The 24,395-nt window shown below is 41.3% G+C and carries 35 protein-coding genes; 21 read left to right on the plus strand and 14 right to left on the minus strand.

Annotation, left to right across the window (positions count from 1 at the left end; translation table 11 throughout):
* Positions 1 to 90 precede the first annotated feature (90 nt).
* Complete coding sequence (locus tag HWQ37_RS13010; RefSeq protein ID WP_292747862.1) at positions 91 to 657, minus strand: thermonuclease family protein; 567 nt, start codon at positions 655 to 657, stop codon at positions 91 to 93.
* Positions 658 to 937: 280 nt separating this feature from the next.
* Between HWQ37_RS13010 and HWQ37_RS13015 the strand changes: the two genes are divergently transcribed.
* Genes HWQ37_RS13015 through HWQ37_RS13055 form a run of 9 tightly spaced genes read left to right on the plus strand, consistent with a single transcriptional unit; the run spans position 938 to position 7,249 of the window.
* Positions 938 to 1,267 carry a hypothetical protein gene (locus HWQ37_RS13015; RefSeq protein ID WP_292747863.1) on the plus strand — a complete coding sequence of 110 codons (330 nt, stop codon included), beginning with the start codon at positions 938 to 940 and terminating at the stop codon, positions 1,265 to 1,267.
* Positions 1,257 to 1,625: a hypothetical protein gene (locus tag HWQ37_RS13020; protein ID WP_292747865.1), complete on the plus strand. Its 369-nt coding sequence runs from the start codon at positions 1,257 to 1,259 to the stop codon at positions 1,623 to 1,625. The genes HWQ37_RS13015 and HWQ37_RS13020 overlap by 11 nt, the downstream gene beginning before the upstream one ends.
* A complete protein-coding gene (locus tag HWQ37_RS13025; protein ID WP_292747866.1) occupies positions 1,612 to 2,199 on the plus strand; it encodes a hypothetical protein in 588 nt (195 codons plus the stop codon). The genes HWQ37_RS13020 and HWQ37_RS13025 overlap by 14 nt, the downstream gene beginning before the upstream one ends.
* A gap of 4 nt (positions 2,200 to 2,203) precedes the next feature.
* Entirely contained in the window at positions 2,204 to 2,779 is a 576-nt protein-coding gene (locus tag HWQ37_RS13030) for a hypothetical protein (protein ID WP_292747868.1), read from the plus strand.
* Positions 2,780 to 5,044: a hypothetical protein gene (locus HWQ37_RS13035; RefSeq protein ID WP_292747869.1), complete on the plus strand. Its 2,265-nt coding sequence runs from the start codon at positions 2,780 to 2,782 to the stop codon at positions 5,042 to 5,044.
* Positions 5,045 to 5,048: 4 nt separating this feature from the next.
* Entirely contained in the window at positions 5,049 to 6,080 is a 1,032-nt protein-coding gene (locus HWQ37_RS13040; RefSeq protein ID WP_292747871.1) for a hypothetical protein, read from the plus strand.
* A gap of 41 nt (positions 6,081 to 6,121) precedes the next feature.
* The gene (locus tag HWQ37_RS13045; protein ID WP_292747872.1) at positions 6,122 to 6,559 is read left to right on the plus strand and encodes a hypothetical protein; all 438 of its coding nucleotides are present in this window, start codon (positions 6,122 to 6,124) and stop codon (positions 6,557 to 6,559) included.
* Entirely contained in the window at positions 6,560 to 6,901 is a 342-nt protein-coding gene (locus tag HWQ37_RS13050; protein WP_292747874.1) for a hypothetical protein, read from the plus strand. It begins immediately after the preceding gene.
* A 12-nt stretch (positions 6,902 to 6,913) separates the two neighbouring features.
* Entirely contained in the window at positions 6,914 to 7,249 is a 336-nt protein-coding gene (locus tag HWQ37_RS13055; RefSeq protein WP_292747876.1) for a hypothetical protein, read from the plus strand.
* A 1-nt stretch (position 7,250) separates the two neighbouring features.
* On the opposite strand, the gene HWQ37_RS13060 is transcribed toward HWQ37_RS13055, so the two are convergent.
* From HWQ37_RS13060 to HWQ37_RS13100, 9 genes are all read right to left on the minus strand, one after another.
* Positions 7,251 to 7,601: a hypothetical protein gene (locus tag HWQ37_RS13060; protein ID WP_292747877.1), complete on the minus strand. Its 351-nt coding sequence runs from the start codon at positions 7,599 to 7,601 to the stop codon at positions 7,251 to 7,253.
* Between the two features lie 70 nt (positions 7,602 to 7,671).
* Positions 7,672 to 7,875, minus strand: coding sequence for a hypothetical protein (locus tag HWQ37_RS13065; protein WP_292747879.1), 204 nt, complete (start codon positions 7,873 to 7,875; stop codon positions 7,672 to 7,674).
* Between the two features lie 8 nt (positions 7,876 to 7,883).
* Positions 7,884 to 8,078 (minus strand): hypothetical protein, encoded by a 195-nt coding sequence (locus tag HWQ37_RS13070; RefSeq protein ID WP_292747881.1) that lies wholly within the window; start codon positions 8,076 to 8,078, stop codon positions 7,884 to 7,886.
* 14 nt (positions 8,079 to 8,092) lie between these two features.
* Positions 8,093 to 8,314 carry a hypothetical protein gene (locus HWQ37_RS13075; protein ID WP_292747883.1) on the minus strand — a complete coding sequence of 74 codons (222 nt, stop codon included), beginning with the start codon at positions 8,312 to 8,314 and terminating at the stop codon, positions 8,093 to 8,095.
* Between the two features lie 93 nt (positions 8,315 to 8,407).
* Entirely contained in the window at positions 8,408 to 11,170 is a 2,763-nt protein-coding gene (locus HWQ37_RS13080; RefSeq protein WP_292747885.1) for a VapE domain-containing protein, read from the minus strand.
* A gap of 98 nt (positions 11,171 to 11,268) precedes the next feature.
* Positions 11,269 to 11,547 carry a hypothetical protein gene (locus HWQ37_RS13085; RefSeq protein ID WP_292747887.1) on the minus strand — a complete coding sequence of 93 codons (279 nt, stop codon included), beginning with the start codon at positions 11,545 to 11,547 and terminating at the stop codon, positions 11,269 to 11,271.
* Between the two features lie 12 nt (positions 11,548 to 11,559).
* Positions 11,560 to 11,988, minus strand: coding sequence for a helix-turn-helix transcriptional regulator (locus HWQ37_RS13090; RefSeq protein WP_292747889.1), 429 nt, complete (start codon positions 11,986 to 11,988; stop codon positions 11,560 to 11,562).
* A gap of 1 nt (position 11,989) precedes the next feature.
* Positions 11,990 to 12,322: a hypothetical protein gene (locus tag HWQ37_RS13095; RefSeq protein ID WP_292747891.1), complete on the minus strand. Its 333-nt coding sequence runs from the start codon at positions 12,320 to 12,322 to the stop codon at positions 11,990 to 11,992.
* 6 nt (positions 12,323 to 12,328) lie between these two features.
* The gene (locus HWQ37_RS13100) at positions 12,329 to 12,676 is read right to left on the minus strand and encodes a hypothetical protein (protein WP_292747893.1); all 348 of its coding nucleotides are present in this window, start codon (positions 12,674 to 12,676) and stop codon (positions 12,329 to 12,331) included.
* Between the two features lie 242 nt (positions 12,677 to 12,918).
* Here HWQ37_RS13100 and HWQ37_RS13105 point away from each other — a divergent pair, with 242 nt between their 5' ends.
* Positions 12,919 to 13,212 (plus strand): KGK domain-containing protein, encoded by a 294-nt coding sequence (locus HWQ37_RS13105; protein WP_292747895.1) that lies wholly within the window; start codon positions 12,919 to 12,921, stop codon positions 13,210 to 13,212.
* Between the two features lie 55 nt (positions 13,213 to 13,267).
* Here HWQ37_RS13105 and HWQ37_RS13110 read toward each other — a convergent pair whose 3' ends face one another.
* Positions 13,268 to 13,528, minus strand: a complete 261-nt coding sequence (locus HWQ37_RS13110; RefSeq protein ID WP_292747897.1) for a hypothetical protein — start codon at positions 13,526 to 13,528, stop codon at positions 13,268 to 13,270.
* Between the two features lie 349 nt (positions 13,529 to 13,877).
* Between HWQ37_RS13110 and HWQ37_RS13115 the strand changes: the two genes are divergently transcribed.
* The 10 genes from HWQ37_RS13115 to HWQ37_RS13160 all read left to right on the plus strand — a co-directional run bounded on the left by HWQ37_RS13115 (position 13,878) and on the right by HWQ37_RS13160 (position 19,123).
* Entirely contained in the window at positions 13,878 to 14,057 is a 180-nt protein-coding gene (locus HWQ37_RS13115) for a hypothetical protein (protein ID WP_292747899.1), read from the plus strand.
* A 312-nt stretch (positions 14,058 to 14,369) separates the two neighbouring features.
* Entirely contained in the window at positions 14,370 to 14,585 is a 216-nt protein-coding gene (locus HWQ37_RS13120) for a hypothetical protein (protein WP_292747901.1), read from the plus strand.
* 77 nt (positions 14,586 to 14,662) lie between these two features.
* Positions 14,663 to 14,947 carry a hypothetical protein gene (locus HWQ37_RS13125; RefSeq protein ID WP_292747902.1) on the plus strand — a complete coding sequence of 95 codons (285 nt, stop codon included), beginning with the start codon at positions 14,663 to 14,665 and terminating at the stop codon, positions 14,945 to 14,947.
* Positions 14,944 to 15,129, plus strand: a complete 186-nt coding sequence (locus HWQ37_RS13130; RefSeq protein WP_292747904.1) for a hypothetical protein — start codon at positions 14,944 to 14,946, stop codon at positions 15,127 to 15,129. The genes HWQ37_RS13125 and HWQ37_RS13130 overlap by 4 nt, the downstream gene beginning before the upstream one ends.
* A gap of 88 nt (positions 15,130 to 15,217) precedes the next feature.
* Complete coding sequence (locus HWQ37_RS13135; RefSeq protein WP_292747906.1) at positions 15,218 to 15,622, plus strand: hypothetical protein; 405 nt, start codon at positions 15,218 to 15,220, stop codon at positions 15,620 to 15,622.
* A gap of 52 nt (positions 15,623 to 15,674) precedes the next feature.
* A complete protein-coding gene (locus HWQ37_RS13140) occupies positions 15,675 to 15,806 on the plus strand; it encodes a hypothetical protein (RefSeq protein ID WP_292747908.1) in 132 nt (43 codons plus the stop codon).
* Between the two features lie 9 nt (positions 15,807 to 15,815).
* Positions 15,816 to 16,010 (plus strand): Arm DNA-binding domain-containing protein, encoded by a 195-nt coding sequence (locus HWQ37_RS13145; protein ID WP_292747909.1) that lies wholly within the window; start codon positions 15,816 to 15,818, stop codon positions 16,008 to 16,010.
* A 3-nt stretch (positions 16,011 to 16,013) separates the two neighbouring features.
* Positions 16,014 to 16,988, plus strand: coding sequence for an AcrVA2 family anti-CRISPR protein (locus HWQ37_RS13150; RefSeq protein ID WP_292747911.1), 975 nt, complete (start codon positions 16,014 to 16,016; stop codon positions 16,986 to 16,988).
* 13 nt (positions 16,989 to 17,001) lie between these two features.
* On the plus strand, positions 17,002 to 18,189 hold the full coding sequence (locus tag HWQ37_RS13155) for a tyrosine-type recombinase/integrase (RefSeq protein WP_292747913.1): 1,188 nt from the start codon (positions 17,002 to 17,004) through the stop codon (positions 18,187 to 18,189).
* 592 nt (positions 18,190 to 18,781) lie between these two features.
* Complete coding sequence (locus HWQ37_RS13160; protein WP_292747915.1) at positions 18,782 to 19,123, plus strand: winged helix-turn-helix transcriptional regulator; 342 nt, start codon at positions 18,782 to 18,784, stop codon at positions 19,121 to 19,123.
* Between the two features lie 41 nt (positions 19,124 to 19,164).
* Here HWQ37_RS13160 and HWQ37_RS13165 read toward each other — a convergent pair whose 3' ends face one another.
* The 3 genes from HWQ37_RS13165 to HWQ37_RS13175 all read right to left on the minus strand — a co-directional run bounded on the left by HWQ37_RS13165 (position 19,165) and on the right by HWQ37_RS13175 (position 21,000).
* The gene (locus HWQ37_RS13165; RefSeq protein ID WP_292747917.1) at positions 19,165 to 19,560 is read right to left on the minus strand and encodes a salt stress protein, Slr1339 family; all 396 of its coding nucleotides are present in this window, start codon (positions 19,558 to 19,560) and stop codon (positions 19,165 to 19,167) included.
* A gap of 169 nt (positions 19,561 to 19,729) precedes the next feature.
* Positions 19,730 to 20,335 carry a vWA domain-containing protein gene (locus HWQ37_RS13170; protein ID WP_104909152.1) on the minus strand — a complete coding sequence of 202 codons (606 nt, stop codon included), beginning with the start codon at positions 20,333 to 20,335 and terminating at the stop codon, positions 19,730 to 19,732.
* Between the two features lie 59 nt (positions 20,336 to 20,394).
* Entirely contained in the window at positions 20,395 to 21,000 is a 606-nt protein-coding gene (locus HWQ37_RS13175; protein WP_292747921.1) for a vWA domain-containing protein, read from the minus strand.
* A 158-nt stretch (positions 21,001 to 21,158) separates the two neighbouring features.
* Here HWQ37_RS13175 and HWQ37_RS13180 point away from each other — a divergent pair, with 158 nt between their 5' ends.
* Positions 21,159 to 24,386 (plus strand): PAS domain-containing sensor histidine kinase, encoded by a 3,228-nt coding sequence (locus HWQ37_RS13180; RefSeq protein WP_292747919.1) that lies wholly within the window; start codon positions 21,159 to 21,161, stop codon positions 24,384 to 24,386.
* The last annotated feature ends 9 nt before the right edge of the window (positions 24,387 to 24,395 follow it).

Raw genomic sequence — 24,395 nt, forward strand, 5'->3', positions numbered from 1 at the left:
GGGAGACAAGGGAGACAAGGAGATAAACAAAACTCCTAACTCTTGTACAGACAAAGATTTTTCGCGTCTCTACTCCTAACTCAGCACTTTTCATTTTTTATATAGGCTGCGATATTCCCAAGGATTCACAAATTTGGTATCACTCCAAATACCAAGGCGTTGCTCCTTGGCTTTAGCTTCGGCTTGTTGAACTAAATCTTTACTAGGACACTTATTTAAATAAGGACGATACACTTTCGCTAAACCTTCTTGCAACAATATCTGTTGCACAAAAGTGCCATTTTTTAAACGGACTTCGGCGATTTTGCGTCCATAACGATCGCTATCGGTGATATTCAAAGTCACGCGATCGCCTCCTTGTTGTACCAGTTCTTGCACCCGTTCTTGGGCTTTTATACCCCAAGTAAATTGATTGCGATCGCTAGTGCGTTTACTCTGCTTTTCTTTGTTAGTATGAGCTATCTCAGGCGCATCTACACAAGCAAAGCGCACGGTAAAATTTTTGCCGTTGGTATCTTTCACTACTAAAGTATCGCCATCACTCACTCGCTCAACTGGTTCTCCAGAATTACCGATAAAGCGATCGCAGCCGAACAAACCCCAAATTATGATAGTTACACAAAGCCAAAATCGCACTGGTTTAGTTAATTTCTCCATCCAAAACCGATGACCCCTACATATCAAGGTTTTTTAGTTCTGATCCATAATTCTACTCATTTGCTACTCATCCAGAGCATTTATAACCCCGTTTTGAGAATCTTTGCAGGAGATCGCACTGCTAAAATACTACTTACTTCGTAGCGATCGCAGCTTCACGGACTAAATAGCTAAAATCTGAAGTGACAAAACTTAATTTTTGTCACTAAATTTTTAAAAACCTTGTCAGTACAAGATAACTGGTTTAATTTGTAATAGTTCCGTAATCTTCTTATAAAATATGGCAGAACCAACGCTGACTGATGTATTTGGAGCAAGCGCCACCCAAACAGCAACTACAATCACAATTACCAAAGCTGATCTATCCGGCTTGACGCCAACATCCAATAACACCCCGGAAAGCTTATTGACTGCTATTGTGCTAAAAGCTAAAACAGGCTTAGATAAAACCACTTTTGATACAAATCTAGACCAGAGTATTTATATTGATCTAGGGTTCCCCGGCTTTGTTTTCAGAGGGACTAACAATGATTCCTATAGAGTAGATCAACTAACGGTTAATCTGGCGAAACCAGATACACAATCGACAATTGATCCTGATGACTACTAATCTTCAATCTCTCTCCCTCACTCAGTTATTTGGTGAGGGAACTTTTCAGGATGCAAGTGTTTTAATTATCCAAAAAGCTTCCTTACTAAGATTGTCTCCCAGTGTTAATAATGCTGCTGAAAGTCTATTAGTAGCAATACTAATTACTGCGTTAAACAGCTTTCAAGGAACTATCACAGATGAGAACAATCAATCTATTTCTGACGAAAACAATCAGTCAATCACGTTCGATAATTCCGAAGCGTTTGAATTAATCAAACTTATTGAGTGGAAAGCATTTCAGATCCTCAGAAACAATCAGAAATACATCAATAATCAAATTATTGTGGAAGGATATACAATTGATGTTACAAATTAAAGACTTGGGGACTGAAAAGCTTCTTCCAGATGATAGCGATTTAATCCCTATTCAAGAAATAGGGGGAACTACTCGCCATATTAAGCGGGGTAATTTTATTGCTGGAATTTCCGGGGGAATATCTAATAAATATATTCAATTATTAGACTCTCGCCCCAATGGAACCGCCGGGGGAACTGCAATTATCGGTAGTTGGGCTAATCGCAAGATTAATACTTTAGCTATTGATGAGCTTGAAACTACTTCACTAGCTAATGATATTTTTACTTTAGACGCTGGAGTTTATAGGCTGGATTGTATAACGACCTACTACAAAGGAAATTTTATACGCACTAGACTATTTAATATAAGTGATAATGCTGCAATATCAAATGTTTTTTCTGTTAATACGTACAATGGCGCTGAGGCTTGTACTTATTCGATTTTAAAGGGAAAATTTACTATTGAAACTAGACAACAATTATCTATTCAATATCGAGTAAGTAGCAGTAACGGCACTGGTACAGGACTAGGCGAACCTTGTAATTTTGGTCAAAACGAAATTTTTCTTTTAGCCGATATTTGGAAGTTGTAATGTTATGGCTTGTGAAGGTGCTAAAAAAGGTAAAGTATCTTTTATTGACAAAGGAACTGCTAAAGAAATTGCAATTCCAATAGCCCCATTTTTTGTATCCTGTAGCCCTACTTCTACTTGTGGAGTATCTGGCATCAGACAAATAAATTATAGCTGTTCTAATCCAATTGCACCTAATGGCGTTTATTCATTTAGTAGTTTCAAGAATGAATCAGTTTTTTTTAAAGCGGTTGCCTCAAGTGGTACATACGACGGGAATCAATATGATTTTTGGGGTAGTTGTCCTGATGGTCAGCGCGAGATACGCAATTCTTTCTCTAGAGGGAGTGGTGCCATAACTATTATTAGCAATGTATTCACCTCTGGAGGGAATAGCGGGTTAATTATCAAAGATGCAAATAATAATATTCTTTTAACTATTCCTGTGTCTGAATGCAATTATCAAATTTCTTGTGGAGATGAGTGTCCAGAAGGATTTTGCAAATGTATTATCCCAGAGTACCCCGGATATTGCTGCTTGGATTGTACGGCGATAGCTGCAAGTATCCGAGAGATTACTAATAGTTTAAGAGGTAAATAAATGTCTACCTGTGATCAACTTTCAGGAGAGATTTCATCGCTACGGAATGCGATCGCAAATAATAGTCGTGGGGAAGTCGTTGACGAATATGCCAGAACTCTTGCCAAGCAAGCATTAGCTCAAGGATACAGAGCAGAAGCTAAAGCCGGGGTAGCACTGGGGAAAGCTTATGAAGTTGAGGGGCAATTGGCAGATTTGAAGGCGGCCTTAGCAGGGATAATTCTTTCAATAGCAGTAGTTTCAGGTGTTGCAACGGCGGCGGCGGCGGCGGCGGCGGCGGCAGGTGTCACGGCGGCGGCGGCTGCTGCTGCTGTATCTTTTGCTAGCTCCCAAATTGCTCAGATACTCGCAACAATTGAAAGGATCTTAGGACTTATTCAAAATTTACTACTTTTGAAACAAGCAATTGATGAAATTCGCAATGAAGGATTAACTTTAGGCACGGCTGTTAGCGTTCTTCAAGTTGCTGTGGGAGGATTGAAAAATCGTATCGGCACTGCTGGACCACCGGGTAGGCCTGGACGGGATGGTAAAAATGGCAGAAATGGGGCTAATGGTTTTCCGGGGCGTGGTGGAAATACTGGTGCTACTGGTCGTATCGGTCTACGCGGGTTAGCTGGTAGTCCGGGGCAACGTGGCACACCGGGGCGTATTGGTCAACGCGGTTTACCTGGTAGTCGTGGAATAGTTGGTCAACGGGGTTTACCTGGTAGTCGCGGAACAGTTGGTCAACGCGGTTTACCTGGTAGTCGTGGAATAGTTGGTCAACGGGGTTTACCTGGTAGTCGCGGTCCTGCCGGACAAAAAGCTTTACCAGGAGCTAAAGGTAATGAAGGTATTCCAGGCAAAATAGGGCAAACTGGCAAGCCTGGAGCCATTGGTAAACCAGGTAGAGAAGGCAGAAATGGGCATGATGGGCATGACGGGCATGATGGGCGTAATGGACATGATGGGCGCGATGGGCAATACAAAACTATTACAATTACCAAAGTTGAAACTGTAACTATAATGCGTGAAATTAAAGTTGCAGGACCGGGTGAAATTGTGAGAGTTGGCCCACAGGGAATTGCAGGTATACCCGGTAAAAATGGCAGAGATGGAGTAGATGCTGTACTGAAACCTTATCCCATACCTAGAAATGGTGTAGATGGAAAGCCTGGGGTAGCTGGAAAGCCTGGGTTAAATGGTCAACCAGGATTAAATGGTCAACCGGGTCTAGCTGGAAAGCCTGGGTTGAATGGTCAACCAGGATTAAATGGTCAACCGGGTCTAGCTGGAAAGCCTGGGTTAAATGGTCAACCAGGATTAAATGGTCAACCGGGTCTAGCTGGTAAACCTGGAACCAATGGTCAACCAGGATTAAATGGTCAACCGGGTCTAGCTGGTAAACCTGGAACCAATGGTCAACCAGGATTAAATGGTCAACCGGGTCTAGCTGGTAAACCTGGAACCAATGGTCAACCAGGATTAAATGGTCAACCGGGTCTAGCTGGTAAACCTGGAACCAATGGTCAACCAGGATTAAATGGTCAACCGGGTCTAGCTGGTAAACCTGGAACCAATGGTCAACCAGGATTAAATGGTCAACCGGGTCTAGCTGGTAAACCTGGAGAGGACGCTGATGTGAAATTTTTAAGTTTAGAAGTTCCAGTTTGTCTTTGCGAGCAACAAGAAGATGGATCTTGGAAAGTCAAGCGTAATACAACCACAGTTAAAGCGATCGCTAACAAAGACGGTTCAGCAAGTGACGCGGCTACTGTGTTGTCTGAACACGAAGAATTATTTAAAGCTAACTCTGAACTTTGTTTAGCAAAAAATAAAGAAGATTGTTATGCTGTTGTTCCTGAGTGGTGGCAGGTTAGGTCTTTTCAAAAACCCCAGTTAGTTGTTCAGTACGCTGAATTACTTGATGATGGAAAATTAGGACGTAGTAGATGGTCTTTATCTGTTCCCCATTACAATAAGCCAAAAGACTATAAGCCTATTTTTCCTCAATACGCTAAAGGAGACGTAGAAGGAATTTTAGTTTTAAACGATAATTCTAAAGTTATCGTTAATGCTAAAAATAAAACAGAATGTTTAAAAGTCATTAACTCTGTAAGGCAGTTTATCAATCCTGATAAATTGAAAGATATTCCACCTCCTAAAATTGGTGGCGAACGTCCAACGGTTTATAAAAAAGTAAATGTTATACCCGTTTATTGCCACTACTTTCCAACTGGACAAAAAGACACTGTACCAGAGTGGAGTAAGAAATTAAGGTAAAAAAATGCGAACGCTAGAGCTTGATACTGTATTTGTAGTTAATGGCAGACTTGCTATTAAGTTAGTTACCTTTGCTAAACTCTTACATTATTCAAGCATTTATTTGTTAAGGTTAGTTAAGGCATTAATTAAAAAGGGCATTAAAATTGGATTTAAATGGCGTAAGGAATGGTATATTTTTCTTCCTAGTATTCCTCTAAAATCAATTATTCAAAATGCTAATGGTAATAAAAATAATGATGGTGGTAATGAAGCTACAACCCCATCAGGTGATAGTATAAATACTGATTGGGAATCAGCTATTGAAGAATTACCACCGGGAATTACCGATAATTTAGAGCGTACAAATTTTAATATCGTAATAGTTGATAATCGGCTTGTTGTTCCTATATCTTCATCGACTGAGCTAGTTTCTTCATCCTTAAACTCGAAGAAACTAATTGATTTTACTCCTAGTAATTTAGGAAGTTTCCCAGCTACAACTGATTACAAGTATGGCTATTACATTCATTACGATCCTACAAAAATGAGTACTTTTGATCCAGGAACAGCGGGAACTTTAAAATCTACCCAACTACCTCAAGCTTTATTCGAGGTGTCCCGCGCATTAGACGCGGCTGAAAACCTCAGAAACGGTGCTAACCCCGGATTGCCACCACGTCGAAACCTCTCTACAACGGTTAGCTTTGACACTGGAACAATTGCAATCGCTGCTACTCTTCCTATCTCTGCGGGTATTCAAACCGGCGGATCTGTAGGCGTGACAGTAAGCGATTATTTAGGAAGTACTTACTCTGCTTTCGCCGGCGGTAGTGGCGATTTAACTTCTGATACTTTACCAGAAGCTTTACTAGAGATTGCAAGTCTTTTAGCGGCAGCTGAGAAAGCTGTTACACCTGCTGAAAATCAGCCTAATAATGTACAAATCGTATTCGATTTGGAAACGTCAAGCGCTACAATTTCCGCAAACTTGCCCTTCACCACCGCCGCCGGTACTACTGGGAACGTTGTTGTTATAGCTATCGATTATTTATAGGAGTTATCCCCACTATTGAGAAGAAGTAGGTAGGCGATAGAATGGCAACTACTAAAGGTAAAAAGAGAGGACCTAGAGCTACAGTTTTATTTAAATCTGGTAGCGGTCAAGGGAAGGGAGGCAAAAGCATTTATGTTTATATGCTCCGATCTGTAGCTGAAAAACTCGGATTTACGATTGTGAAAGATGCTACTATAACCCGCAAACCTGCTAAAGGTGGCACTAAGAAAGAGGTTAAGGTAGCAGTAAGAGGAAGTGCAGGTGCAAAGCATATTAAAGTACCTGTCGGGGGTAGTAGACAGACCGCAGCTAAAACAACTAGTCCCAACAGTGGAACAAAGACTCAATATGTCTCTATTCCAGTACCCGCAAGTGCTAATATTCCAGATATCAAAGCATTTTTAGGGAAAGCAAGTAAAAAGCCGGATAGCTTTGTAAGTCCAGACGGACGTACATATCCGTTATCTACTACAAAATAGATGATTAAGACTCAATTAGTCTTTAGAAACGAGTACAGATGGGACTTAAAAAAAGTTAACTCTGTACTCATTCCTTATTTATTTGATAATGATGCTAGCTTAATTATTACAATCCAACCGAAATCAAAACTGACAAAAGATTATACTTCTGCTGGTAAGTTAGATGAAGTTTTAATTGATTATCCAAACAAACTAGTTGCTAGTTCTCAAGTGATTAATTTAGGCAAAAACTATCAGATAAATTTTACACAGCAAGGAAGATTTCAATTAGAATTCTTCCCTTATAAATTTTTAGGTAAAACTTTAATATCTATTAGCAGGATTATAGATGATGAATCTTAAATATCTTTTAAAATGCAAAATCCAAATGCACTCTTGACACTTTTCAGTATTGCTCTTATGTTTGGGGGATTGGTATGGCGACTGGCTTCAATAAAAGCCAGCTTAGAACAAAGTATTGATAATTCTAGTGATGCTCTTATCTCTAAAATAACTATTTTAGAGATTAAACTTTCTATTTATGAGACAGAATACGAAGCGAAAAAAGAATTTTTAGACTATCGATTGCATGGACATGATGAACTTATCCAGCATAAATTTGATAGATGCTGGGCAGAGATAAAGGAAATTCAAAACTTTTTAAGTAAGAATGGATTTATCCCGCGTGATCGAAATAAATCCATAGAATAATTTATTGGCAAGTTTTATTACCGATCGCTCCACTTCCGATTATAGTTTCTTTCCCACACTCTGAACCATTCTTAAAAATTTTTATTTCTACAGTGCCTTGATTCATCAACATTCCAGACGCTGAAACTAGGGCATTTTTGGGAGCGGTGAAACTTATTTTATGAGGAAGTTTCCCGGTAACTTTCTCTATTCTGGTAGCTTTACCCGGAATTTTAGAAGCAATACCATAGCTTGCAAATAGTTCGCTTCCACTAGCACCATTCCATTGAATTTCATAATTATCTAAACTACTGGAATAGCTACACCCCACTAGTATTAAGCCTACAAATGCTGATTTTATTAAGTTATTCATTGCTAAAAAGCAAGGGTACAAGTTAGCTTACCCAGTTACAGATTGAATATTAGGCATAATCTCCATTTTGTCACTTGGCTTTCTGAATCCCTTTACCTGCGTTGCCGTAAAGGATTGTATTGCCAGATTCGTCCACAACTTCGATGTACCCATTTGGGTGAAAGTCTGGATAAATATATTTCTTTACAATGCCAAATTGCTGAAATGGCTTGCACTGTTCATCGTGGGATTCAAAAGTTACGCGATCTCCGGGCTTTAATTGTCTTTTACCCATCTCTAACTTCATCCTAAATTAGCTTCTTCAAACGCTACTTGCTCGTTAAGCTCTTGAGCGTACAAATCTACCAGATCGGCGCAATCGTCATAATTCTCTGAAAAAAGCTTGATATGTACAGCCTGCCCTTTAGGAACGATTTCGACTATATCCAATAATTCGCACCCTGCTTCAACGTAATACTGAGAAATAACGTAATACATAATTCCTATTTCGCCTATCTAAATCCACTGCCATAACAGCCACCGCATTTTACCAAAACGAACTTGTTCAAATCTTTGTAATCAAGTAATTCTTTTTGCATCTTTGTGCCTCTGCAATAAGGGCAAATTCTAGGGCGATCGTCATACAGTTGACAAGGATTGTTGTGCCCTCCAGGTTCCCACTCATCGCTACCGTCGTAATCGTCGCCGCCATCATCATCAAATCTGTGAGTCATAATTCCGTTTTTGTCACTTCACCGGACTTATTGACCTTTGACGATCGCTACATTCTGCCAAAGGGAGATGAGCGATCGCACTTCCACTTTTGATTACACCTTGACCAATTGGTGAGGAAAGTAAGCCTTATGGTGGCGTTTTCGATCGTCTTTGACGGAGATACCATTGGCTCCAATACTGGTGATAGTAGCGAAAGTCTCTTTATACTTGCCTACCAAGACGACCACCTCATCCCCTACCTTCAGATCGTGCCTGGGCGATTCTTCCATCCAGACTAAATCATTGAAGGGTAATGTAATTCGGCCTCTGCCCTCAACATCGGCGCTCACTGTTCCCAGGTCGTCCACGATTAAAAATACTTTAGCCTTGCGCTTTTGGGACAAGCTCATGTAGACAGCCTTTTCCTGAATCAGAGGCATGGGCGGCTCTGTCTTCATCAGTGATATGGCTGCTAGTGATATCGCTGGTGTAGTCGCTTCAGCTTTTTCAAATTCGCCAGGGTGCAGACGTATTCCTGATTCAGTTTTGATACCCGATTTGTCCACTGCGGCGATCTTCTGCACTAAACCAAGTGCATCCAATCGGGTGGGGTGGGAAAGAATTCTAATGTAATCACCAATTTTAAGCTTTTGGGGTGCATGGGGTGAGGGGTCAGACCCATGATTTTGATCATTTTGAAAAGTTGAAAAATATAGTGGATCTCCGGGATCAGGCTGTAAATTTATCGGCTGTAGTTCTTCTGGGGTAATGACTGTGGGGCTGATCCCGTAGATTAAATCATTTTGTTGATACGTATCTTGAGATACCCGGATATCCGACTCTTTATCGTTGCTAACACTTTCGTAAGTAGTATTGATAAAGTTTGTATGTTGCGCTACCTCATCGGATGCTGATCCCGGAGATCCACTATATTTTTCAACTTTTTGATTTTTTCTCGTCCACATTCTCACCCAAGCACCGGACGATCTCACCCGTTCAGTTTCCCAGCCTAATTGGATCATGACTGCGTTAATTCTTTTGGAATCCCAGGAGTTCTGCCTTGATACTTCTATTTCTAGAAGATTGAATAACTCAGAACGTGTTACAGAGTTTTTGTACTCAATATACTCCTGAATCTTTTCCAGCCAGGGGTCAACCACTTGAAACTCTTTATTGAGTTCTTCCACAAGTTCCTCTTGTGCCGATGTCAAATTCCATTTTTCCCCAGACTTGTAAAGGGCATAAGCCGCAGCCCAAAGGGAATCTCTTTCGGCGGCTACTTGCTCGACGGGAATCATGCCTTTAACCGGAATTACCCAAAATCGTCTACTGCCTGTGGGGTCGGCGAGTATCTCCTGTTCGTTGGTAGTTCCCACTAAGATTGATCGGCGCGGATATGCCTTCACTGTGCGAGAGTAAGGTGTGCGGTAGCTATCGGTTTTGGTGGTGATGAATTTTTTTAAAGCACTAACATCTTTTTTCTTGTAGACGTTTTCAAATTCTGACCACTCCAGACACCAAAACTGATGCAGCTTCATCCGTTCGTCTTTCTCGTTAGCGTCGCCCATGTCATCACTAAACCACTCTTCACCAAAGAGATTTCGCCAGAAAGTACTTTTACCTATTCCCTGACGCGGATTGACAAGGATAGGTACGGATTCAACCCTACATCCAGGTTGCTTAATTCTGGCAACGGCTGCAAGCAAGGTTTTCTTCATATATATGTTGTAAAGTTCGTTGTCTGTCCCAAAGTAGCGAGTCGCTAAGTTGTTCAAGATACTCACATCGATGTCAGGAAATCTAGCCGCGACTGTTTCTAAATAATCGTTAACCGGGTGGTAAGCATTCTGTCCGGCAAGCATTTGGACTATTGCTTGAGCATCGCCAATAGGCACTGCTTCACCAAATTCTAGAGCCATCCGTAAGCGAATCTGGTCTAAATCAAGTTGATCTCCAGCTAGTTCAATTTGATTTACCATCTGATTGATCCGTAATCCTTCACCCCAGCCCTGGCGGACGATATCAAACTGACGCTTGAGCTTACACTTGGTTTCTTCTCCTTCTTCTAGTTGCTGCTTAATCCATAGCTCTTCGAGTTTTTTACGCCATTCCTCAATGGTCAAGGCGTTATCGATTAACTTGTCGAACTCTTCCTTTCCGTTATTGCTGATAAAGTCGTCCATCCCTTTTAATTCACCTGGAGGTAGTTCAATGACCATTACCTTAGATCCAGATGCACTTAGCTCTCTAGCCATTCCTATCAGGGCGTTTTGAACCGGTTTCTTCTGCATAAGATCGTTATCAAAGCATAAGTAAAAAGTTCTACCAAACCCTGTAAACAGTTTGAGTGAATCGTGCAATCTACCGTTCTTTCTACAAGTGGAAACACCCGGAATCGAAATTGTTATGTATTCATTAGATAGTCCGCAACCCGCTTTTTTTGCTCCTTCTGTCAAGATTATTGGCTTAGACTTATCGTCAATGACTGCTTTCCAAAAGTTGTCAATACCCGTACTTAAAAACAGAGGATAGGAATCGTAGTCACTAGCACCAATATATTTTGTAGCTTTCCCTTGTTTGTTTATGCTGGGTATATCTGGCTTAACTTGAACACCAAGCAACGTAGGCTCTTCCGTAAGAGGATCTATACCAATTGCAGTCCAGCAAGGTACTAAATGATTAGAGTGTTTCCACCGAGCATTGCTGTTTCTATTGAGCAGTTTATCCACTTCATAAGCATCATGAATTGTTCGGAAGTTTAAAGAAATTATCAAGTCATTGACACCACTGTTTACCCATTCTTCATAGTGGTGTTTATCAGGGGATTCAGCGATATTTGTGATAGAATTGTTGTCAATAGACGGGGTGTAAATCATCTTCTTTTCTTTTATAAATTACTAATGTGAAAGGTGCTTGTTACACCTTTTTTTTTTAACCTGTCAGTATCAAGCGAGATAACAGCAGTTAGCTTCTATCATTTCCGTAGACCTCTCAACTCTTTAGCTATTTGTTTCAGTTGTGTAACCAGTTCTGGATCTTCTTTGAAATGCTGAAGGGCATCCTTAATAATGAGGGCGGTTAATGATATGGCTTCGGCACGAGTCAGTTTGGTATCGACTGTTTGCACGAATTCAGTTAACTGATGTGAGTAAAATGCGACGGCTTGACTGGCGTTATTCTCTTCTGGGGAGGCAAATAAAATTTCTTCTGGGAGTACTACGATCGCAGCCTTTATTTCTTCTTCTCTGTTCATGATTCTCCTAAGTTATGCTCCCCAAAACCAGCAAAGGCTTTTAGGGGGAGAAGTAATAACTTCAAACCCTAAATATTTGCTGAAATCTGAGCTTAACAATTGTCTTTTGGGTTGCATTTTTAAGTATTTTTTAGCAGTATGTTGATGAATTCCCATTGCTTGAGCTATATCTCCAAGTGTTTTACCTTCATTTTTTAAGCGATGTGCTGTATCAATCTTTAATTGAACACCATTCGGTTTATTCACTTTGAATGAGTTAGTTTTCAAAAATGCTAATAATTCTGTTCGGGAACTGACGTTAGCTGACAGATATAGGTTTGAAAGATGGGTTTCTACTGTCCGAACAGAGATCATTAATTCTGCGGCAATATCTTTATTGCTGTAACCATTCCCAATCAGGGGAATAACTCTGGCTTCTGCGGGAGATATTTCTATTTCCATATCAATCAACTAGTTTCATGTATTCTGCCAAGTCTGTAGTAGTCACTGCTGAGAACCATTTACGCTCCAAAGGAAGTCCTGACTCAACAGCTTGGATTGCCATTTCTAAAGAGGTACATTCAGGTTTCCGTTTTTGATAGACCAGTTCAGCTAGATCGGCTATTTGTTTCTTGGTTAGGTGTTTAGGGTCTATTACATAACATTCTGGTGCGCCTAGTCCTGGGACTAGGGGGATAAGGGAGATGATCGGTACTTGATTTTCTGGAAAGAACTGACTGAATGGGGTGTCATCCTTCAATGTTCCGTAGGTTTGTGGTAATTCGTCATTATTCATTAGGAGTTAGGAATTGTCGCTAAGGTCTTCAAAAGTAAGGTAAATTCTGCTGTCGTTTTGGTTGGGCGGACGATTGATGTAAGGCGGAGATTTTTCAATCAATCGCAAGCCGTTCGCTTCAGCATTTTCTAAGAACAATTCAGAGGCTTGTTCTACTTTGTCTGTGGCCGCCCAGACTCTAACTCTGATTAGCTGGGTTGCAAGTTTTGCTGGGGTGTCATCTCGCATCCACTGTTTTTTCTGAGAATGCCAGTACCAGCCAAGGCGATTTAGTTCCCTGTATAGGTCTTCTTGTGTTTTGTGTGGGAAGGTTAATAGCTGGCATGCTCTACAGTATTTCTGGGTTTGTTTCATTGGATATTGGACATTGGGCGTTGGGGTAAGCGCAGTGCGATCGCACCTCCTCAGTAGATAGGGTTAAATTCACCACACAGCCTTACTTATCGTCGATCGCGTTCGGCGATCGCATTTCTCCCCCGCAGCGCGATCGCAATCAACAAAAATGGCGACTGTCGCGCTGCGGTCATAAACGGGAAAGCTAGGGAAGGCAGATCAGTTAGCGCCTGACCTGCTTTGTTGTCAATTGGACAAATGAAATGAACAAAATTAATTTGACTAACGATGATGTTGTGTCTATGGCTCAGGATGCTAACTTTGCCGAGGTTTCAACATCAACAGTGGAGGAATTAACGGCGGTGATCAGTGAGGCTCTGGGCAACCACAGCAGACAAGAAGCTGATACGGTCGAAAACTGGGTAACAGAAGGGGTAGAGTGTAAGGTTCTGCAAACGAAAGGCGGTGGCTGGCAGAAGGGGAGAGTCAAAATTTGCCTTGAATTTACTTCCGATGCCCCTAGTTCCCCATTGGATGATTTGAGAAACAATTCATAAGGTTTGGCAGATCGCACAAAACAAAGCCGTCCTTGCCAGAGTAGGCAGGACGGCTTTATTCGGTGTGGTCTACATCTGTAAGGTTCTCAGGAATTTCCTTTAGCTCTTTGAGTCTGTCTTTTAGGACTTCAACTTGTTCTTCGTAATAAGCCAGCTGTTTTTCAGTCTCATCTATTAGCTGGCTGACGAGTTTCCCAGGGATTTGACTAGTTGTGCATCCTCCTGTGACAACGGTATTTGATTTGTCGCTATCTTCTCTACTAGCTCCGACCTTGTAAGACCCATATTCTGAGCTAGTGCCTGGAAAAGCTCCCATGCCTCTGGGTTCACTTTCAGGCTTACCCCTTTCGTATCCCTGCCCCTCGGTCGTCCTCTGCTTGCCATTGGTACTTTTCATATTTACTCACTTAATTATTGCATATCCAAAAATCCATTATTGACTAGAGTATCTGAATATGCAATATTATAGCAATAGTAGATATCCAAAAATCTATTATTCACTCCCCAACGCCTAACCCTTTGCGTTGCCAAATGGAGCAAACACCCGCACTTCGGAGCGGAAACACCCTGCCATCACCAAGAACAGAGCGTAGACAACGAGTTTGTCGAGCGGTGATTTATTTCAATCCAAATTCAGCGACTAACCAACCTAACGAGCAAACAACATGACAATAACGGTGCAACAACTAACTGGAAAGCTAAATGAATTCCCTGCCAACTCGGTTATATCCATAACAGATGTAGATGAAACAGAATTATTCATCGTGAGTTTTGACCATAAAGGCAACGGTCTAACGATTCTCGTCAGTGAAGAAGAAAACGAATCGGAAGAAGCCGGCGAATAAACCAAACCACTCACTCTTTACCAGGAGGCAACCTTAGACGAAAAACCACACTCAAGCACGTTTAATTTAATCTACCCACGTCAGCAGATGTCGTATCTGCTGACGGTTCCTTAAACCTAAAAATGACCAAATACGCTGACATCAAACAAGACTTGCAACTACTGGAGTCTACCCTACAGCGCGTTTTACAATCGCCAGTCTATGCAGACATGGTTCGAACTGGGCTGTACAATCCTGACCTCAGTCTCCTTGATGCACTTCATATAGTGCAACAGTTCACCTGTACTATTAATGACGTTTTTGTAGTACCTAATGACTCACGATTTCATCCATCTAGAATCAAAAACAGGCTTTCAATGCGTTGTCCGCCTAAGTTTTATCTCTTTCGCTATGTGGCAGGGCGAAGACCTTTTGGTTTTTACAGTCGGCGATAACGACCCACTTTCTGTAACTGGTGAACAAGCCCAAAAACTTTGGACACTTCTTCGCGGAGCTAGTCTATCCATGATGCTCCCAGAAAAAGGCTAAAAAAGACTCACAAATTAAAACAAACAGCGCCTGAAAACAAGCGCTGGGTAATCTCTATCAAAACAGGATATTCAATTGTGACACATCCGCTTGGATACTACACCGGGTATACTCCCGGCGACAGTGGCTTGCTGGCAGAAATGCAGGAAATTTACGGCGCACAACTTCAAGGCTTGAACAGAGCCGATAAATTGTGTCTCATAGCCTTAATCTCTGCTGACTTATCTTGTCTTGCTTCTACTGAGCAACTACACAGTGGCGATTTGTTCAGCCTAATGCTGGCAATTAAAGGCCAACTAGCGATTTCCGACAGAGAAGGACTACTCGAATGTTTAGTTAGTGGTGTGAGATATCAAAAATGACCAAACAACAATTTCACTTAACACCTTGGTTAGTTATGCGCTGCACTGCCGAATGTGGCTTCAAAGAAATCGCCCGCTATCGTTACCGGGGAGATGCTGAAGCTCATGCTCAAAAACTCCAGCGAATGCTTCCCGGTTACTTCATGGTGGCATTTGAACAGCCAGAAGTCATCTCCAGATAATTGAGAGCGATCGCACGGACTGGGCAGGAGTCTAGTGCGATCGCTCACGTCCATCTACCAACTAAAAGTTAGCACAATAACCTAAGTTATGAAAATCAAAACATTTCATGCACATTTTTCACTTTCACTTGGTAATTACAACAGTGAAAGAATAGGTTTTGCCGTAGAACTAGATGATAACGAAACCCCTGAAGATGTCGTAATCACTTTGAGAGAACGAGCAAAAAATATCGTTGGGAAAAAAGCACAGGACTACTATTCTGATAAAGATGCTATGCAAAGTGAATGCCGAGCATTAGAAAGAAAATTGCAGATTTTACGCAACCAGTGGGAAGCAACTGCAACATTTTTAAAAGCACAGGGATTGAACCCAGATGCACCGTCAATGCCTGATTTCGGTCTGTTGTTAACAGCCGTGAGAGTCGAGGCTGAAGCCGTGGCTGAGGAAGAAGAGGAAGAAGAATATGACGAAGAGGAATATGATGAGAATTGAAACAATAAGTTACAAAAGAACCAAGAACCTGGGTAATTTCCAGAGTGAAACAATGGAGTTAACGGCATCTTTGGAAGAAGAAGACCTGCCTGAAGATGTCGCTGAAAACCTAAAACTTTTTATTTATAACCAGCTTTACCCACCTACGCCAGGGAACACGACAGCAATACCTGACAGTTTTTAAAAACTGAAAATGAAGGACGAAGATTATTGGATTCACAAAGACCCGAACTCAGAAAAGCTATTTTTTCGGTTTCGAGTTCGGCGCTTTTCTAAACAGTTCTACCTGTCAACCGAACTCAAAGACACAAAACGTAACCGGGAGATAGTGAGGAGCAGGAGAGATGCGATCGCTTTGAAATTCAAACTTGTACAAATCAATTTTTAGAAAATGAAAAACATTACTGTTATTGCTGACAGCAGAGACTCGCAAGCTGAAGCATTTAGAAAGATGGGGGGCAACGAACTATACAAAATTATTCTCAAAAGAAATTACAAGATTCCGAAAAGCTATATACAATGGCGAGAATTAGCAGCGTTAATTAGCTTAAATGCACCATTATTCAATCATCCTAAATGTGACTTAGCCCAAAGATTTGCCGCGCATCGCATGGCTTTGTGGGTAGTGAAGGATGCACCAATATATTGCTTGGATAGCCAACTACTTCAACAATTTCAACAAACAGATATTGGGGATGAAAACCTAATATTTAGAGATTTAATCTCTCAAATACCTCTTTACTCAATGATGCTTTTACTACCAAGTAAAAGTATTATGTCTCCAGATGGCGGGTATGTCGATTTTCTAAATATTCATTGTTCGGATATTCGTCATCCTGAGTGGTCACAAGGTGAAAAATATGGAATAAGCCCACATTTCCTAAAGCATGAACATGATATCAGTTTTCATTTCGGCTGTATCGACACAAAAGCTACCCTCTGGTTTAGTGGATGGGGAGTTAATGAAGATGATGGTGTTATTCATCAAAAGCCGATATCTTATGGATCAGCTAAGGTGAACACGAAAGACAATAGCTTTGTCCGGGAACTGCGATCGCTAACCATGCAGTGCTTAATGTTTTTAACTTTTGAAAGGTCAGGAAACGACGATGTAACCTTCAAAGAAACTATTAACAGCACTGGCTTCCGTCCATCCAAGGAACCGAAAGAGAAATGTCTCTATCCTAGATGGTTGCGTGATAGCGAAAAGCACCAAACTAGGCATATCGGAGAGAATACCTCTCATGCCTCCCCCACTCCCCACTGGCGGCGCGGACATTGGCGACGGGCTGCCGTCGGTAAAGGGCGGCTCCATAGACGATGGAACTGGATCAAACCAACTTTCGTAACCGGCTCACTTGAATAGTTTTTGAAAACTGATGCTTGACGACCAGTGGATTAGCACTGATCCGCGAACACGGAAGTTACTAATTCGCTTCCGTGTTCGCGGGTTTAGCAAACAATTTTGTATTTCGACCGGACTCAAGGACACAAAGCGCAACCGGGAGATTGTGAGGAGCAAGAGAGATGCGATCGCTAACGATATCGCATTAGAGCGGTTTGACCCGACATTAGAAAGCTATCGCTTTAGAGCAGCCGGGAAAAATCCGGCGGTGGCGATCGGGAACAGTAAATCGAAGAAACGTTATGAGTACGACCTGTTAGACCTTTGGAGCAAGTTTACTGACTATCAGGAGACTCAAATTGAGCAAACAACCATCCTCAGCCGTTATGTCTCGGTGCTGCGATACACAAAACGACTTCCGACTCAATCGTTAGAGGAAGCTCCCAAAATCAGAGATTGGCTTGTTAACAACACTACAAAACTTATGGCTTGGCTGCTAGTAAATCACTACAGTCAATGCTGTGAATGGGCTGTCAATTCTCATCTTGTCCCTGACAACCCTTTTGAAAACTTAAAAATGAAAGAACCTCAGAGAAAATCCACTGGTGAAGACTATAGAGCGTTCACTCTGGAACAGAGAGATTTAATTATCCAAATATTCGATCATCATCCAAAATATTCTCACTATTCATCTTTAATTAAATTTTTATTTTGGACAGGTTGCAGACATGGGGAGGCTTTCGCCCTCACATGGCGCGATATTTCAAAAGATTGTTGCCAAATAAGTATAAACAAATCTTGCAACTCATACCGCATATTAAAAAGTACAAAAAACGGAGTAAAACGAGTATTTCCTACTGAACCAGGATCGCGACTACAAAATTTACTGCTAGAGCTTAGACCATCGCACGCTGACTCTAGTACTTTAATTTTTACAGACAGATTAGGCAACGCTCTATCGTCTCAGACATTACAAAAAATCTGGCAAGGTCAGACCAGCAAAGGATACCACTATTCAGGGGCAGTAAAAGACCTGGTGAGCAAGGGTCAGTTGCCTTATTACCTCAAGCCATACGCTACACGCCATACTTTCGCAACATGGGCAATCACAAAAGGAAATTCCCCTGATAAAGTCGCTAAGTGGATTGGGGACACAGTAGAAACAGTCTTGCGGTACTACTGCCATCCGCAGGTTGTTAATGCAGAGTGTCCAGATTTCTGATTTTGCTGCTACTCAATTACTACTCAAAATTAAGATCGTAAATCTTCAAAGCAATATATGGAGAGCGTTTACCTTACTTAGTTAATTTTTCCATCCAAACTTACCTGCATTACCTTTGTGGAATCGGACACTATCAGCGAGAGTAAATGAGGTTGCTAGCCCCCAGATCATCTACCCAACAATCATTACAGATATAGAGAATACCTTACACTAACTTAATTACTCAAAGATCGCTAATGACTCCATCGAACAAGGGTGCAAGTGATGAATAATGAAAAATTTTAAGCAATACAGTTCAGTTAAGCAATTTTTTCCTTCTCTTTTTTTTCTCTGTGTCCTCTGCGCCTCTGCGGTTTGTTAAAAAAATGACTTTCAGAAAGACTGCTAGCCTTAACCCAAGCGTATTGGAATTTAAAGCAGTTGTGTTTAAAAAATTACTATCCAGTATTTATGAGAATATTAATAGTAAACAATCATGATTGGCACTTGGCGACATTAGCATCGATCTTCCCTTAAATGAACAGGCAGGAGGTAGAGGTGCTTCAACTCCCCTCAAAGCATTTAAAATTAATATATTTCCTCCAAAAAAACTATGAAAGCTGAAGCAGAAAACCATCTCAGGCTGACTTGTGAAGTAGAAACTACCCTAAAGGTGATTGGCGGACGCTGGAAAGTTTTGATTATTAGAGAATTAATGATAGGCGTAAAAAGGTTTGGTGAGTTGCAAAGGGCTTTACCGGGAGTTACGCAAAAGGTGCTGACTCAGCAACTCAGAGAAATGGAAGAAGACGGCATTATCCATCGAGAAGTTTATCCCCAAATTCCACCCAAAGTAGAATATTCTCTAACGCCTTTAGGAGAAACTTTGCAACCAATTCTCTATGCTATGCATGAATGGGCTGTTCAACATTTAGCTCAAACAAATCACCATTAATATAGTTGTAGCTTGCCGATTTCTCAGAATTACGAATTATTTTATTCGTTTTTTCGTAAATATTCAATCGCAGCCTCTAATTTTGAGGAGTAACTTTCAGCAAACCTTTCAAACCAAAGTCCTTCAGATGAAAGTGGATCTACTTTGGCTAACCATTTTTTTGCTTCCACTTGCAACGCTTCTAGTTGTTTGGCTTTGAGTTGTTCTTGTCGAATTCGTTCTTGTTCTAGTTCTTGTTGTCTTTTTAATTCAATCGCAGCATCCTGTTGGGCAAAATCAGCCTTAACGTCTGCCAAAAGGTTATCTATAAAAGATGCCGACTTTGGCGATGATGGAATAAACGATTTGGCTGTGGCTGATTTTGACTGCTGCTGTTGTGGTTGTACTTCTTTGTATTCAGTTTCAAGTTCAGCTAATAGCTTATCAATGGAATCCATTTTGGCAATTCCTAATAACGTAATTCGTAATACTTCTCTACGAGAGGCTACGCTCAGTACAAGTTGGTAATTCTTGCCAAAAGTGCGAAGCAAGCTACGTAATTTGTAATTACTATTGGGTAAGGGTTTTAGACATTTAAAATGTGTGGCTTATTTACGCCGAACTGTGCTAGTCATTAATGGCATTGAGTAGCACTTCCGATAGACTCAAATCTTCCATATCTTCCATAGTAATTGTGTCACAGATATCAAACTTAGCCCCAGCACTTTGGAGTTCATCATCTAAGACTTTGAGGAAGCGGGTAGCTTGCTGATCTGTGCCAACTTGAATGAAGGAAATGGCTAATTCTTCATCTCGATCGATGCGGCGAGAAGCTTCAATAATTACCCTCATTACTGCTTTGCGATCGTCCGGTTCACCATCAGTAACTACTAAAATTGTTTCACCATTTGGCTTTGTTTGACCGGCTGCTTTGCGTTGAAGATAATCATCAGTTGCGTGTTTTAAAACACCTGCCAAGTCAGTTGTACCAGAGGGATCGTTTTCTCGAAAAATTTGTGATACCTTGCTGGATGTGACATTTTCATATCGCTTGAATTTACCAGAAAATACGTAGATAGTAATGCCATCAGGGTCAAATTGCTCACACTTACTAGCTAAAGCTAAAGTTGATTCCTGGGCTGCAACCCATCTCGTTCTACCACCCTTTTGATCTTGGGTTGCCATACTACCGCTTTTGTCGATAATCAAGGTATAGTCACGATTTTCTAGCATTCTTCAATTCTCCAATTAAGAATTAACAGTTATTGGATTATGGGCGATCGCCAAACACATTAGTCAGTTATTGCATTTGTCAATACATCTACAAGACTCATTTCTTCTAAGTCGTCTAAAGTTACGGTATCGCAAATATCAAATTTAGCGCCAACACTTTGTAACTGGTCATCTAAAGCTTTAAGGAACTTAGTTGCTTGGGCATCTGAACCTACTTGAACGATCGAAATTCCTAATTCTTCATCACGTTCCATCTGGCGAGTAGCATGAATGATGACTTCAAACACAGCCTTGCGATCGTCTGGTTCACCATCGGTGATCACTAAAATTGTCTCTCCATTTGGCTTACTTTTACCAGCTGCTTTGCGTTGAAAGTAGTTATTGAGGGCATCTTGGAGTACACCTGCTAAGTTTGTCGTTCCAGAAGGGTCATTTTCGAGAAATATCTGGGCGACTTTGGCTGAGGTGACATCATCGTAGCGTTTAAATCTGCCGGAAAATACGTAAACGGTGATGCCATCGGGATCGAATTGTTCGGCCTTTCTGGCTAAAGCGAGAGTAGACTCCTGGGCGATTTCCCATCTACTTCTACCACCCACTTGGTCGGGTGTGGACATACTACCGCTTTTGTCAATGATTAAGGTATAGTCGCGATCGCTCATCATAATCTTCCTTTGATTGTTACCCTGTGGTTCTAGTCTAATCCAGGATTTTAACGATACAGCAAGCATTTTAAGGTTTCGTATCAATTATGCTACTCAAAAAAGCCATACCACAGTCGATCAATGCGTTGGCGTAGCCCTTTGAACCTAAACTAATCTCTTTGTTGCCCAGAGAAAAAAATCTTCCCAATCCCCAGACCCTTGTTGCATCGGTAGTTAGTCTGGGAATAATAAATACTGCTCATGCTGACACACATGAAGCTAAACAAAAGCTGTTTAGCTCAATTTTAGAAATAAATTCCGGTATGAACCATCCTAGATTTTTAAATAACCCCGCGTCAAAACAAAACACACAGCAGCAAAACTTGTCTTTGGCATTTTTGTATCAAACGCTCAACAGCATATCTGACCCAATTTTTGTCAAAGATCGTCAACATCGCTGGGTATTACTTAACGATACCTACTGTGATTTTGTCGGTCATAGCCGAGAAGAATTAATTGGTAAGTCAGACTATGATTTTTTTCCGCAAGCAGAAGCTGATGTGTTCCGGGAAAAAGATGAACTGGTTTTTACCACAAATATCATTAATGAGAACCAGGATCTTTTTACCGATGCTCAGGGTATAACCCATCTCATCTCTACAAAAAAGTCTTGCTTTGAGGATGAGACTGGTAATAAATTTTTAGTAGGTATTATTAGAGACATTATTTTAGAGCATAAAGTCAATAAAGATCCGGTTGCAACTGGTAGAGTTATTGGTATTAACGATTTAATGGAAACCTGCGAGGCACTTCGGGAAACCCTAGAAGAACTCCAGACAGTTGAAGAACAACTGCGCCAACAAAACGAAGAACTAGCGATCGCTCGTGAAACGGCTGAATTAGAGCATCGGCGTTACCAGGATTTGTTTGATCTCGCCCCAGATGCTTACTTAGTAATCGATCTAGTCGGCATCATCAAAGAGGCTAACTATGTAGCCGCAGCCTTATTATCTGTGAGACAAAAGTATCTGGTAGGTAAACCATTAATCCTGTTTATCGCTGAATCAGACCACCAAACCTTCATCAACCAACTGGCAAATTTACAGCAGGTGCAGGATTGGGAAGTCTATCTACAGCCACGAAGAGGTACAGCCTTTCCTGCTAGTATCAGGATGGTTGCTATGTATAATTCACAGGGGCAGCAGGTAGGCTGGCGTTGGTTGCTTTGCGACATCAGCCAACAGCAAGCTGCACTGCGCTTACGCCAGCAAACAGAGAAAGACCTACACCGCATAAATGCTGTACTCCAAGCTCAACAAGAAGCTTCCATCGACGGAATTCTGATTATTGATGAAAATCTTACAGTTACATCATTTAATCAGAAATTCTCCCAGTTATGGCAAATTCCGGCGGGACTGATCCAAATAGGGAGCGATCGCCAATTCCTAGAATGGGTAATAGACCAAGTAGTAAATCCAGACCAATTTCTGGCTAAGGTGGATTATCTTTACCAGCATCCAGACGAAAGCAGCCGTGATGAAATTGTCCTCAAGTCTGGAAAGATTTTTGAGCGCTATTCTGCACCCGTGCGTAAACAGCTAGGGGCTGGTGATGAAATATCACCTTTAGAAGACTATTATTACGGTAGGATTTGGTATTACCGCGACATTACCGAATACAAGCAAGGGGAGGCAGAACTCAGGGCTTCAAAGCAAAGACTAGCGTTGTTAATTGAACAAACACCTTTAGCCATTATTGAATGGAATACCAACTTTGAAGTTCAGACATGGAATCGGGCAGCAGAAAGAATCTTTGGATACACCACAGAGGAAATGCTGGGGAATTCTTTTGAAACTATAGTATCTGAAAACGCTAGAAAGCACGTAAAAGAGATTATCACTGCCCTTCTAACACAACGGGGCGGAAGTTTTAGTGTTAACGAGAACATCACTAAAGATGGTAAGACAATAATCGGTGAGTGGTATAACAATCCATTAGTTGCCCCAGATGGCCAGGTAATTGGCGTTGCTTCAATGGTGTTAGACATCACAGAACGCAAACGTGCTGAAGAGGAACAGCAAAAATTTATCGCATTGATTGAAAACAGCAGCGACTTTATTGGCATTGCTTCAATGAAAGGGCAAGTTCTCTATGTGAACCCCGCCGGACTCAAGATGGTGGGACTTAGTAGCCTGGAAGTAGCCAAAACCAAGATAGTAGGTGATTTTCATTCACCAGAAGCTTTTGCCGAGTTTCAGCAACAAATTATTCCTTTGATGCTTGAAAATGGTTTCTGGCAAGGCGAGTTTCGCCATAGACATTTTCAAACAGGTATAGAAATTCCCACTGATTGCAGCCTGTTTATGGTTAAACATCCTGAAACAGCAGAGCCTTTCTGTCAAGTAGCTGTTGTTAGAGACATCACAGAACGCAAACAAGCCAAGGAAGCCCTGTTAAAGTCAGAAGCGCAACTAAGACAACAAGCCGAAGAACTGAAAGTTGCACTCCGCGAACTTCAAAACACCCAAACTCACTTAATTCAAAGTGAAAAGATGTCCAGCTTGGGTCAACTAGTTGCAGGAGTAGCGCACGAAATCAACAACCCGGTCAATTTTATCTATGGCAACCTCGCTCCTGTCAAAGAATACACCCAAGATTTACTTTCACTTTTGCAACTTTACCAAAGTAATTACCCTCAACCTGTACTAGAAATTCAGGATTTTACAGAAGAAATCGAACTAGACTTTTTGAAATCAGATTTCCCACAAATAATCAACTCAATGAAAGTTGGCGCAGACCGGATTCGGGAAATAGTGCTTTCCTTGCGAACATTTTCGCGCTTGGATGAAGCCGAAATGAAAGCTGTTGATATTCATGAGGGAATCGACAGTACTCTGATGATTTTGCAAAGCCGCCTCAAAGGTAATAACCAACGCCAGATAATTGAAATAATCAAAGAATACGGTAAGCTACCGTTGGTTGAATGTTACGCAGGGCAACTAAATCAAGTATTCATGAATGTTTTGTCAAATGCGATCGATGCTTTAGAAAAGAGACTGGGGACTGGGGAAGTAGGGAGAGAAAGAATAACTAATATCCAATGCCCCATGCTCAATGCCCAATGCCCAATTCCCACAATTTGCATTCGCACCCAACTACAGGAGCCAAATCAGGTAACAATTAGGATTACGGATAATGGATTGGGAATAGCAGAAGATGTTAAAAAACAACTATTTAACCCCTTCTTTACCACCAAGCCCATCGGTCAAGGTACGGGGATGGGTCTTGCCATTAGCTACCAAATTATTACAGAAAGACATGGCGGTTCCTTAGAATGTCTTTCGCAGCTAGGAAAAGGCGCTGAGTTTGTAATTAAGATTCCCCTGATCCAAAATACCTCAGCATAATTCGTAATT

Origin of the sequence: Nostoc sp. NMS4 (assembly GCF_017115095.1) — a bacterium.
GTDB lineage: Bacteria > Cyanobacteriota > Cyanobacteriia > Cyanobacteriales > Nostocaceae > Nostoc.